The organism is Streptomyces sp. NPDC024698 (genome assembly GCF_055559015.1).
On sequence record NZ_JBVHLK010000019.1, the window covers coordinates 57,176 to 69,149 of the forward strand.

Annotated in this window: 10 protein-coding genes; 6 read left to right on the forward strand and 4 right to left on the reverse strand. The window is 72.1% G+C overall.

Annotated features, from left to right (window positions below; translation table 11 throughout):
• Positions 1–10 precede the first annotated feature (10 nt).
• On the forward strand, positions 11–520 hold the full coding sequence (locus ACZ4AA_RS30400) for a metallophosphoesterase family protein (RefSeq protein ID WP_467609810.1): 510 nt from the start codon (positions 11–13) through the stop codon (positions 518–520).
• Between the two features lie 13 nt (positions 521–533).
• Here ACZ4AA_RS30400 and ACZ4AA_RS30405 read toward each other — a convergent pair whose 3' ends face one another.
• Positions 534–1,832 carry an XdhC family protein gene (locus tag ACZ4AA_RS30405; protein WP_467609812.1) on the reverse strand — a complete coding sequence of 433 codons (1,299 nt, stop codon included), beginning with the start codon at positions 1,830–1,832 and terminating at the stop codon, positions 534–536.
• A 253-nt stretch (positions 1,833–2,085) separates the two neighbouring features.
• Here ACZ4AA_RS30405 and ACZ4AA_RS30410 point away from each other — a divergent pair, with 253 nt between their 5' ends.
• Positions 2,086–4,065: a GTP-binding protein gene (locus ACZ4AA_RS30410; protein ID WP_467609981.1), complete on the forward strand. Its 1,980-nt coding sequence runs from the start codon at positions 2,086–2,088 to the stop codon at positions 4,063–4,065.
• A gap of 107 nt (positions 4,066–4,172) precedes the next feature.
• Positions 4,173–6,041 carry an endoglycosylceramidase gene (locus ACZ4AA_RS30415; protein ID WP_467609814.1) on the forward strand — a complete coding sequence of 623 codons (1,869 nt, stop codon included), beginning with the start codon at positions 4,173–4,175 and terminating at the stop codon, positions 6,039–6,041.
• Between the two features lie 7 nt (positions 6,042–6,048).
• On the opposite strand, the gene ACZ4AA_RS30420 is transcribed toward ACZ4AA_RS30415, so the two are convergent.
• On the reverse strand, positions 6,049–7,308 hold the full coding sequence (locus ACZ4AA_RS30420) for a YncE family protein (protein ID WP_467609817.1): 1,260 nt from the start codon (positions 7,306–7,308) through the stop codon (positions 6,049–6,051).
• Between the two features lie 263 nt (positions 7,309–7,571).
• On the opposite strand from ACZ4AA_RS30420, the gene ACZ4AA_RS30425 reads away from it, so the two are divergent.
• Complete coding sequence (locus tag ACZ4AA_RS30425) at positions 7,572–8,246, forward strand: TetR/AcrR family transcriptional regulator (RefSeq protein ID WP_467609819.1); 675 nt, start codon at positions 7,572–7,574, stop codon at positions 8,244–8,246.
• 109 nt (positions 8,247–8,355) lie between these two features.
• On the opposite strand, the gene ACZ4AA_RS30430 is transcribed toward ACZ4AA_RS30425, so the two are convergent.
• Positions 8,356–9,600 carry a glycosyltransferase gene (locus ACZ4AA_RS30430; RefSeq protein ID WP_467609983.1) on the reverse strand — a complete coding sequence of 415 codons (1,245 nt, stop codon included), beginning with the start codon at positions 9,598–9,600 and terminating at the stop codon, positions 8,356–8,358.
• A 175-nt stretch (positions 9,601–9,775) separates the two neighbouring features.
• Here ACZ4AA_RS30430 and ACZ4AA_RS30435 point away from each other — a divergent pair, with 175 nt between their 5' ends.
• A complete protein-coding gene (locus ACZ4AA_RS30435; protein WP_467609821.1) occupies positions 9,776–10,786 on the forward strand; it encodes a polyprenyl synthetase family protein in 1,011 nt (336 codons plus the stop codon).
• Positions 10,787–11,101: 315 nt separating this feature from the next.
• On the opposite strand, the gene ACZ4AA_RS30440 is transcribed toward ACZ4AA_RS30435, so the two are convergent.
• A complete protein-coding gene (locus tag ACZ4AA_RS30440) occupies positions 11,102–11,467 on the reverse strand; it encodes a nuclear transport factor 2 family protein (RefSeq protein ID WP_467609823.1) in 366 nt (121 codons plus the stop codon).
• Between the two features lie 188 nt (positions 11,468–11,655).
• Here ACZ4AA_RS30440 and ACZ4AA_RS30445 point away from each other — a divergent pair, with 188 nt between their 5' ends.
• Entirely contained in the window at positions 11,656–11,952 is a 297-nt protein-coding gene (locus tag ACZ4AA_RS30445) for a hypothetical protein (protein WP_467609825.1), read from the forward strand.
• Positions 11,953–11,974 lie beyond the last annotated feature (22 nt).

Here is an 11,974-nt window from a genome sequence, read left to right on the forward strand (position 1 = left end):
AGGTGAAGCCGTGCGGCTGCTGCTCATGTCCGACACCCACCTGCCCGGGCGGGCCCGGGAACTCCCCGCCCCGCTGCTCGCCGAACTGCCCTCGGCCGACGTCGTGATCCACGCGGGGGACTGGGTGGACACCGCCACCCTGGACCTCCTGGAATCCCGCTCCCGACGGCTCCTCGGGGTGTACGGGAACAACGACGGCCCCGGCCTGCGGGCCCGCCTCCCCGAGATCGCCCGCGCCGGACTCGGCGGTCTGCGCCTCGGCGTCGTCCATGAGACCGGCGGCGCGCGGGGCCGTGAACAGCGCTGCGCGCGGCGCTTCCCCGACCTCGACGTCCTGGTGTTCGGGCACAGCCACATCCCCTGGGACAGCACCGCGCCCACCGGTCTGCGCCTGCTCAATCCCGGCTCGCCGACGGACCGCCGCCGCGAGCCGTACTGCACGTACATGACCGCGACGGTGAGCGGGGACGGCCGGCTCGCCGAGGTGACCCTGCACCGGCTGCCCCCGCGTACGGGCTGATCCGGCGGTCGGCTCAGCGAGGATGGATCGCGCCGCTCCGCGCGCTCAGGGGCACGCCGGTGCCGCCCCGGCGCACCGCGACGATCTCCGCCGCGACGGACACGGCCACTTCCTCCGGCGTACGGGCTCCGAGGTCGAGGCCGACGGGGGAGCGCAGCCGGGACAGTCCGCTCTCCGGGACGCCGGCCGCGCGCAGCCGCTCCAGGCGGTCCTCGTGGGTGCGGCGGCTGCCCATCGCCCCGATGTAGGCGGCCGGGCGGCGCAGCGCCTCCTCCAGCAGGGGCACGTCGAACTTGGGGTCGTGGGTGAGCACGCAGACCACCGTGTGCTCGTCGGTCCTCGTACCGCTCAGATAGCGGTGCGGCCAGTCCACGACGACCTCCACGTCCTCCGGGAACCGCCTCGGGACGGCGAAGGCGGGGCGGGCGTCGCACACCGTGACCCGGTAGCCGAGGAAGGTGCCGACGCGGGCCACGGCGGCCGCGTGGTCGATCGCGCCGAAGACCAGCATGCGCGGCGGGGGCGCGAAGGAGTGCAGGAAGACGGCGACGCCGTCCGGCCCGTAGTGACGCCGCCCGGTGAACCCCCGCGCCGCCCCGCCGCACACGTCCGCCACGACGGCCCGATCCACCCCGGCCACCCCGAGCGACCCGAACACGTCACACTCCGTGCCGGTCGCCGGGCCGTCCGGGTCTGAGGGGTCGGTCGGACGGGGCGAGGCCGCCGGGCCTGCCAGGTCTGCGGGGCCGCCCGGATGGGGCGAGCCCGGGCCTGCCGTGTCCGGGCCTGCCGTGTCCGGGGGTGCCGTGTCCGGGGGTGCCGTGTCCGGGGGTGCCGGGGCGGACGCGAGGGGGACGAAGCCGTCCCCGGGCCGGTCCGGGCGAGGCCGTACGGCCAGGGTCGCTCCCCGTGGGGCCGGGCCGTCGACCACCGTCGCCAGTGTCACCGGGCGGCCCGCCGCCACCGCCCCGGCCACCGCCGGGAGTGCCCGATCGCCCGGAGCCGACACCCGGCGCACCAGCACGGTGATCTCTCCGCCGCAGGTCAGCCCCACGGCGAAGGTCTCGTCCTCGCTGTACCCGAACGTCTCCACCCGGGTCTCCCCGGAGGCGATCACCTCCCGGGCCAGTTCGAGGACCGCTCCCTCGACACAGCCGCCGGACACACTGCCCACGATCTCCCCGCCCGGCCCCACGGCCATGGCCGCACCCGGGTCGCGGGGCGCGCTGCCGCCCACCGCCACCACCGTGGCCAGCCCGAAGGGCGATCCGGCCGCATACCACGCGTGCAGCGCGGGGAGGATGTCGCGCATCGTCCGCTCCTCTCGCCGTCGGTCAGGCCCCACGAGGATCCGGTCACCTTCGAGGATCAGGATCCGGCCACCTTCAAGGATCCGCCCCGCGGCGAGATTTCGTTGAGCGTTAATACGTTGCCGTCCCGGGCGGCCCACTGCTGCACTGGCGGGAACACGTTCACCAGGACCGAGGAGCACCCCATGCGCGCACCGTTCATGTCCCCCCAGGAAGGAATCTCTCTCATCTCGAAGGACATGACACCCGGTGCATATGCTCAACCTGGGAATCCTGGCGCACGTAGACGCCGGTAAGACAAGCCTGACCGAACGGCTGCTGTACACGGCCGGGGTCATCGACGAGATCGGCAGCGTCGACGACGGGAACACCCGGACCGACTTCCTCGCGCTGGAGCGGCAGCGCGGCATCACCATCAGATCCGCCGTCGTCTCCTTCGCGGTCGGCGACCTCACCGTCAATCTCATCGACACCCCCGGTCACCCGGACTTCATCGCCGAGGTGGAACGGGTCCTCGGCGTGCTCGACGGCGTCGTCCTGGTCGTCTCGGCCGTCGAGGGCGTACAGGCGCAGACCCGCGTGCTGATGCGGACGCTCCAGCGGCTGCGCCTTCCCACGCTGATCTTCGTGAACAAGATCGACCGCCGTGGAGCCCGGCACGAGGAGATCCTGGAGAAGATCTCCGAGCGTCTCACGCCGGCGATCGTGCCGATGGGCGAGCCCGGCGAACCGGGCACGCCCGCCGCGTACTTCACCCCCTACTCCGCGGATCGGCTGCGACCGCGCCTCCTCGACCCGCTCGCCGGGCACGACGAGGAACTGCTGGCCGCGTACGTCGAGGACGGCGTGCCGGACGCGCGCCTGCGCGCCGCGCTCGTCCGGCAGACCGGGCAGGCCCTGGTGCACCCCGTGTTCTTCGGATCGGCCACGACGGGCGCGGGCGTCACCGAACTGATCGCCGGTATCCGCGAGTTGCTGCCCCCGGCGCAGGCGGACAGCGAGGGGCCGATGTCGGGCACCGTCTTCAAGGTCGAACGGGGAGCGGCCGGGGAGAAGATCGCGTACGCGCGGATGTTCTCGGGAACCCTGCGGACCCGTGACCGGATCGTCCTGCGCGACGGGGAGGAAGGGAAGGTCACCGCGATCAGCGTCTTCGACCAGGGGACGGCGGTCCGTGAGGCGTCCGTGACGGCCGGACGCATCGGCAGGCTGTGGGGGCTCGGCGCGATCCGGATCGGCGACACCATCGGCGCGCCGCGGCCCTCGGAGGCGGGCGGGCATCACTTCGCCCCGCCGACCCTGGAGACCGTCGTCTCGCCCGGCCGTCCGGCCGACAGGGGGGCGCTGCACACGGCGCTCACCCAACTCGCCGAGCAGGACCCGCTGATCGGCCTCCGGCACGACGAACGGCGGGGAGAGATCTCCGTATCGCTCTACGGGGAGGTGCAGAAGGAGGTGCTCCACGCGACCCTTGCCGACGAGTACGGCATCGACGTCCACTTCCGGGAGACGACTCCGCTGTGCGTCGAACGGCCCCTGGGCACGGGCGCGTCGGTCGCGTTCAACAAGAAGGACGCGCATCCCTTTCTCGCGACCGTCGGACTGCGGATCGACCCGGCGCCGGTCGGCTCCGGTGTGCGGTTCCGGCTGGAGGCCGAGCTCGGATCGATGCCGTACGCGTTCTTCAAGGCGGTCGAGGACACCGTCGAGGAGACCCTGGGGCAGGGACTGCACGGGTGGCAGGTCACCGACTGCGTGGTCACGATGACGCACTCGGGCTACTCGCCGCGCCAGAGCCATGCCCACCAGGGATTCGACAAGAGCATGTCCAGCACGGGCGCCGACTTCAGGGGCCTGACCCCGCTGGTGCTCACCGCGGCCCTGCGCGAGGCGGGCAGCCAGGTGTACGAGCCGATGCACCGCTTCCGGCTGGAGGCGCCCGCGGACACGCTCGGCGCCGTGCTGCCGGAGCTGGCCAGGCAGCGGGCCGTGCCGGGGACCACGAGGATCGACGGGTCCTCGTGTGTGCTGGAGGGGGTCCTGCCGGTGGCGCGGGCGCACGAACTGGAGCAGCGGCTGCCGGGGCTGACGCGCGGGGAGGGCGAGCTGGAGTGCGCCTTCGACCACTACGCGCCCGTGGCGCACGGATCGGTCCCGGACCGTCCGCGGACCGATCTGAACCCGCTGGACCGCAAGGAGTACCTGCTGAACCTCACCCGCAGGGTCGGCGGGTGAGGCGAAGGACGCGCCCGCGGCACCGCGGGCGAGGGCGGTGAAACGAGAAACTTACTCGGGAGTCAGAGGTGTTGACGCCTTCCGGCACCGGCAGGACTGTTGTGTACATGACGAAGTTACGTGCGCGTCTGCTCGGCGTCCTCGTACTCCTCACCGGATTCCTCACGGCTGCGGGCACCCGGCCCGCCGCCGCGGACGGACTCCCCGACTCCCTCTGGTTCGACCAGCCGGCCGCCGCCACCCTCACGGTCACGAACGGCCGCTTCCTCGACGGCCTCGGCCGGGAGGTCGTCCTGCGCGGTTACAACGTCTCCGGCGAGACCAAGCTGGAGGAGAACGGCGGACTGCCCTTCGCCTCGGTCGCCGACGCGGTGAAGTCCGCGACGGCGCTGCGCGCCCTGGGCGGCGGCAACTCCGTGCGCTTCCTGCTCTCCTGGGCGCACGCCGAACCGGTCCGCGGCCAGGTCGGCACCGCCTATCTCGCCGCGGCCACCGACCAGATGCGGGCCTTCCTCGACGCGGGAATCCGTGTGCTCCCCGACTTCCACCAGGACCTCTACTCCCGGTACCTGTTCAACACGGGCAGCTGGTACTCCGGCGACGGCGCCCCCAAGTGGGCCGTGACCGCGGGCGGTTACCCCCAGGAGTCCTGCGGCGTCTGTCTCCTCTGGGGCCAGAACATCACCCAGAACAACGCCGTCAAGGCGGCACAGTACGACTTCTGGCACAACTCCTACGGGCTCCAGGACGCCTTCCTGACCACGGCCCAGGCCACCATGACCTACGTCGCCCAGCACCTCACCCCCGCCGAGTTCGCGGGCGTCACCGGCTTCGACCCGTACAACGAGCCCTACGCGGGCAGTTACGACTCCGGCCAGACCAGCCGCACCTGGGAACGCGACCTTCTCTGGCCGTTCTACGGGAGGTTCCGGGCCCGCATGGACGCGGCAGGCTGGCAGGACAAGCCCGCCTTCGTGGAACCGAACCTCTTCTGGAACGCCAACATCAGCTCGCAGAAGCAGGAGGGCGGACTGCTCGACGCGGGCACGCTCGGCCCGCGCTACGTCCTCAACACCCATTTCTACGACCAGAAGGCCATCTCGGGCATCCTCATGTGGGGCAAGGCGGGAGACGGCCAGTACACCGGCGACCTCGGGACGCTGCGGGACCGGGCCGGCGCCGCCGGGACGGCGGCCGTCGTCTCCGAGTTCGGCCACCCGCTCTCCGGCACGGTCTCGGACAAGGCCCCCACCGTCGACAAGGCGATGTACCAGGCACTCGACTCCCGTCTCTCCGGCGCCGCCTGGTGGTCCGGGGCGGCCTCCTCCGGACCGGTCCTGTCGGGCGCCCAGTGGCAGTGGGACCTCTACAGCGGCCGTCACCACGAGCTGATGAACGACAACCCCGGCAAGGTCCTGACCTCGGGCGACGCCTGGAACGACGAGGACATGTCCGCCGTGCGCCTCGACGACACGGGCACGGCCGTCCTGCGCCAGGACGCCCGGCTCCTCGACCGGCTCTACCCCGCCGCCACCGCGGGCTCCACCCTGGCCTTCACCTACGAGGACCGCTCCCGGGACGGCTCCACCACGCTGACCTGGAACCCGGTTCCCCCGACCCTGCCCCAGGTCTCCCAGCTCGTGGGGACGGGACAGTACGGTCTGCTCGTCTGGCGCTCCGGCCCCGGCACCGCCCCGACCGAACTCCATCTGCCGGCCTCCTTCCCCACGGCGGCCACGACCGTGGTCTCCGACCTCGGGGCGATCCTCTCCCCACCCGCCTACACCCCGGCCACGCCCGTCGCCGTGGTTCCCGAACCGGGCGGCACCGGAAGCCGCCGCCTCCTGCTCACCGCCTCCGGCTCGGGAACCGTGCACTACGCGCTGGTCACGAACGGGGCGAGCGCCCCCTCCGCCGCCCTGCTGAACGGGGCCCGGACGGAACTCACCGCCTGGGCCGCCGCCCGGTTCAGCTGACAGGGCGTCAGCTTCCGCTCGGGCCGGTCCAGTTCGCCTGAACATGGCCGAGCCGGACCCGCTGGGGGTGATCGCCGACCGGCACCGACACCGTCTTCAGCCCCGTCTCGAAGTCGATGGCGGTGACCTGGTCGGCGCCGCTCTCGGAGACGACACAGTCCTTGCCGTCACCGCTGACGGTCGCCCAGTACGGCTTCGAGGCGGGGACCAGCGGCCCTTCCTGGAGGGTCGCGCGGTCGACGACCGTCGCGTAGTCGTCCATCGTCCCCGCGACGCACAGCTTGGTGCCCGAGGGGTTCATCGAAATGCCGTGGTGGCGCGAGTCGTTGACCCATGTCGTGCGGTCACTGCTGGTGGCGGGGTTCTTCGGGAGGGTCTTCACCCGGGTGATTCTGTCGGTGGCCACGTCGTACTCCAGGAAGCCGTTGAAGAACGACACCTGGAAGTACAGCTTGGACTCGTCCGGCGAGAAGACGGCCGGGCGGACGGCGTCGGAGAAGTCCCTGAGGCCGATCGCGTCGAGGCGCTGACGCATGTCGATCACCTTGACCTGCTTGAAGGTGGACGCGTCGACGACCGTGATCTTCCGGTCGCCCTTCGTCCAGTCCAGCCACGGGTCGTCGAGCGCGGTGGTGACGTCCCCGATGGCCATGTTCCAGATGTACTTGCCGTCACGGGTGAAGATGTTCTCGTGCGGCTTGTCTCCGGTGGTGAACGAGCCGAGCTGTCCGCCCGTCGCGATGTCGAGCACATGGACGGTGTTCGCGGTGGAGGCCGACACCGCGACCCGGGCGCCGTCGGGTGACACGGCCATGTGGTCCGAGCGGTAACCCGCCACGGGGAAACGCCAGTTGATCCGGCCGGTGGCGAGGTCGATCGAGACGACGTCGGCGAAGCTCGGCCGCGAGACCACCACCGACCTGCCGTCCGGCGTGGAGTACATGTCGTCGACGAACTGGTCGTGTCCCTCGCCGACGCCGTTGCGGATGCCCATGAAGTAGGCCCACTTGATGGGATCGGCGTTGATCGCGGCGAGCCGCGCGGCCTTGTCCGGGATGACGTCGATGCGGCCGACCTTCGCGAAGTCGCCGGAGGACCTGATGACGTCCGCCGTGCCTTCCCAGTTGTTGCCGACGAACATCACCTCCCGCAGATCGGTGGGCTGCGCCTGCGCGCCGACGGCGGAGGCGGCGGTCGCCGTACCGCCGAGGGTGAGCGTCAGGGCGGCGGCGAGCGTGCAGAGGTGTCTGACTCCGTGGACGGACATGAGCAGGTCCCTGTCGTAGTGGGGGAGTGCGGGTGGCGGCGCGGTGGACCAGGAGCGTGCTGTGTCGCGCTGTGCTGTTCGCGAGATGCGGAGAGGACAAATTAGTGTCAGGATCATGACAAGTCAAAATCTGAACACGCCCGCTTTCAAAGTGCACTTACTGGAAAGTAAGGACTGGGGGAGTCTCCGCACAAGGGGCGGTGCGCGAGAAAATCGCCGAAGGGGCGAACGCCGGTTCGTGCCGGCGGCGAGGGGAGGTAGGCGTGGCGGGCAGACTCAGACAGCCCACCGGGCGGTACGGCGGCAGGACGGCCGAGGAACGGCAGGCCGAGCGCCGCGCCCGCTTCCTCGACGCCGGGCTCCAGCTGTTCGGCGCGGGACCCGGCTACCGGTCCACGACCGTGGCGGCCCTCAGCGAGACGGCGGGACTGTCCACGCGCCAGTTCTACGAAGCCTTCCGCGGCCTGGAGGACGTACTGGCGGCCCTCCATCTCCAGGTGAACGACTGGGCCGAGCAAGCCGCGCTGGCCGCCCTCGCCGAGGCCCGTGACCTCCCGCTCGCCGAGCGGGCCACCGAGCTCTTCCGCGCCTACGCGGCGAACGTGACGAGCGATCCGCGCCGCATCCGCATCACCTTCGTCGAGATCATCGGCGTGAGCGCCCGGCTGGAGGAGCAGCGGCTGGCCCGCCGGGCCCGCTGGGTGCAGTTCATCTGCGGCGAGGCGGCGGGTGCCGTCGCCCGCGGAGAGGCCGCGCCGCGCGACTACCGGCTGGCCGCCACCGCCTTCATCGGCAGCGTGAACGGTCTGCTGCACGACTGGAACGCCGGCTGGGTGGACGCGACCCTGGACGAGGTGGTGGAGGAACTGGTCCGCCAACTGCTCGGAATGCTGCGCCCCGCCGCCGCCGGGGACTCGGAGGGGGCCGTGACCCCGTAGGCGTCGGGGACGGGGTCGTGACCCCGTTGGCGAATGAGCCCGCGAGGGGGCGGCACGCCCCCCGGGCGGGGGAGCTGCCGCGACCGCCGCTTCCGTCGGCGCGGAGCCCTCAGGGGCGTCCGGGGTGTCCGAGCCGGGCCAGTGTCTCCGCGACCGGGGGCACGCCGTCCTCGGTGCGCAGGCGTTCCGCCAGGATCCCCGCGTTCCGCCGGAACGCGGGTTCGGTGACCGCCCTGACCAGGGCCGGTGCCAGCCGTTCGGCGCGGAGCCCCCGGGGCGACAGGACGCCGGGCGCGACCCCGAGCGCCACCAGCCGTGCCGCCCAGAAGCCCTCGTCGAACTGGACCGGCAAGGGCACCGCCGGGACCCCGGCCCGCAGGCCCGCCGCCGTCGTACCCGCCCCGGCGTGGTGCACGACCGCCGCCACCCGGGGGAACAGGAGCGAGTGCGGCACCTCGCCGACCGTGAACATGTCGTCGCCGGTCGCGCGCAGCTCCCCCCATCCCCGCTGGATCACCCCGCGTAGCCCGGCGGCGCGCAGGGCGCGCACGATCTCGCCGCTCAGCCGGCCGGGATCGGGGACGGTCGCGCTGCCCAGGCCCACGTAGACCGGAGCCGGGCCCGCGTCCAGGAAGTCCGCCAGCGCGGAGGGGAGCCGGGCGTCCTCGCCGACGTAGGGCCACCAGTACCCGCGCACGGCGAGCCCCTGCCGCCAGTCCCGCGGCCGGGGCACCACCAGGGGGCTGAACCCGTGGTGCACCGGCCAGGCGCTCCGCTCCCGGGCGCGCCGGGCCGTGAGGGGCCCGAGGGGCGGCAGACCGAACTGCCCGCGCAGATCCCGCACCGTCCGGGCGAAGACCCGTTCGACGGCCAGATTCACCCCGTGCCCGGCCGCCCGGTTGACGGCGGGACCCCAGGACCGGACGCCGGCCACGGGCGGGGGGAACTCCCGCGTCGGCGCCAGCGGCTGGAGGTTCACTCCCATGCTGGGCAGGTCCAGGCACTCGGCGACACAGTGGCCGAGCGGACCCAGCGAACCGGACAGCAGGAGCGCGTCGCTGGAGCGGGCGGCCGCGATCATGTCGCCGGTCAGCCGCCCTGCGAGCGACCGGGCCAGTTCCGCAAGCCGGAAGATCTTTCCTGCTCCGGTCACGCTCCGGTGGAGGCTACGCCCTTGCTCGGACTCCAGTTCGGCCCGCGGATCGACGGGCAGCGCGTGGAAGTCCACCCCCGAGCCCGCGACCAGCTCCGCGAAGCATCCGTGCGTCACCAGGGTGACCTCGTGCCCCGCCCGCACCAGACCGTGGCCGAGACCGGTGAACGGCGCCACGTCGCCCCGCGAACCCGCGGTCATGATCGCTACTCGCACGGGGGCCAGTATGGCGGGGGTTCCCGGCCGGCGCCCCCGAGCTTCACCCGCGGGAGAGTGTTCCCCAATAAACCGGCCATGGCGCAACGTTGCTCTGGCTCGCCATCATGGCGAATGATCGAATCGGTGCTCGAACAGGGGAGTGGTGGGGGTGGGCTGCGTGCGAGCGAAGTCGTACAGGGAGCTGCACGGGGAGATGTCCGCGGACATCGAGGCGGAGCGGAAACGGGCGCTCGACCTGCTGGGTCCCGCGGCCCCGTCCGTCCGGGCCGCGGTCGCCGAACTCCTGGAGCACCGGACCTTCGCCTACCCCCACTCCGTGCTCCCGGTGATCGTCCACGCCGTGGAGACGGGGGCGCCCGGACCGGCCGTACCGCTGGCCGTCGTCCATGAACTGTGGTGGACCTCCGCGTGCTACCTGGACGACCTCGCCGACGGTCAGGCCGTCTTCGCCGCCGGCGGTCTTCGGGAGAGCGAGGCGCTGCTCGCCACGGTCATCGGCGGAATTCCCCTCCCGCTGCTCGTCGTTCAGTCCCCGCGGATCCCCGAGGAGGCGCGCGCCCCGCTGTCGGCGGAGGTCGTGAGGTGCTGGATCGGTGCCACCGAGGGGCAGTTGAGGGACCTTCGCGCGGACGTTGACACGGCCACACGCGACGCCGTGGTCGCGTCGTACCTCGGGAAGTCCGGCGCGCCGTACAGCATGGTCACGGCCATGGCGGCGCGGCTGGCCGGCCGTCCGGACGAACGTGTCGAGCTCTGGCGGGAGTTCGGCAATGTCTTCGGTGTCCTGTGGCAGCTGTTCAACGACCAGCAGGACATCCTGTCCGGCCGCAACGAGGACCTCGCGAACGGCACGGTGACCTACCTGCTGGCGTGCGCGCTGGAGAGCGCGGGCCGGGAGGCCGCGGTCCACGTCCTGGAACTGCACGCCGCCGCACGTCGTTCGCCCGACGCGGCGGCGGCGCTCATCGGCGTCCTTCTCGCACCGGACGTGCTGCGCCGCTACGCGGAGGGCATCGGTGCCTTCCGCGACAGGGCTCACGGTCTGCTGCGCGAACTCGGGGGCGACGCGGGCTATTCGGCGCTCCTGCACGACCTCGTCGACCGGGCCTCCCCGATGGTCCTGCGGGCGGCGGAACCCGTCTCGGGGGCCGTTCCGACCCAGCTCTGAAGGCGGCCCGGCCGTCGTCGAGCCGGCCCGGCCGTTCTCGAAGAGGGCTCGGCCGTCCCCGAACGCGGCGCGCGCCGGCCGGTGCGGCTCAACGGCGCCGGATCCGCAGCCTCCGGGGAGCGGGAGGAACCGGCGGGCGGGGACGCGTACGGGCGGTCCGCAGGATCGAGTCCAGCAGGGAGGCGGACGCGCGCAGACCCGCCGCGGAGACCGTGTGCCGCCGGGACCGGTCAGGACGGGACCTCCCCAACGCGGCCCCGGCCGAGAAGGTCCAGGTCACACGAGATGTGACCTGGACCTTCGGCCAGTTCCTCCCTACTCGTCCCATGCCTGTACCAGCGTCTGCTCGATGATCTTGCCGTCGCGCAACGACATCATCGACGTGCTCATCACCCGCACCCCGTCCCCGTACACGCAGGTCTCGGTGTAGGCGACGTGGTCGCCCTGGACGACGCACTGGTCCATCCTGTGCGTCATGTCCCGGCTGTAGACGTCGTTGAGCATCTCGGCGATCTCGGCACGGCCGTGCTTGACCATCGGGTGGCTGGGCTGGGTGTTGCGGTCCACGATGCGCAGTTCCGCGTCGTCCGCGTAGAGCGACAGCAGATCCGCCGCACTGTGTCCTTCGATGCCCCGGCGCAGCGCCTCGGTGTCGAAGGCGGGGGTTGTCGCTGTGCCCATGAGTGACCTCCTCGGGCGGTGTCCTCCTCAGGAAGGCGCGGGCCGGTCACGAGCCGGCCGCGAAACGCCTCAGTATCGAGCGTCCTCCGCCTCGCGGCCGACGGCAAACGCAGGCGCGCGATCCGCCTCTCGGGTGAGCGCGGGCGCCGGGCCGTGTCCGCCGCGGGGCCCGCGGCGTTGCTGATTGCATGATCTCAACACGACGTATCGTCGCCGCCGTTGGTCTCGCCGTCGGCGTCACCGGGCTCGCCGCGCCGATGGCGACGGCCGCGGGCTCCGAGGCCCACGACGCCGGGAAGCTGAACCCCATCACCACGCTGGACTCGCTGGCGACGAGCGACCTCCCCGCCGCCGCGCAGGCCCAGCTTCCGCGGCCCTCCTCCCAGCTCGCCGGTCTGAACCGGCTGAACGACCTGAACCAGTTGCACCAGGTGACCGACCTCGCCGCTCCCGTCACCGGACTGCTCCCGGGCATCCAGGGCTAGCGAAAGCCGAAAGCCGAGCCGA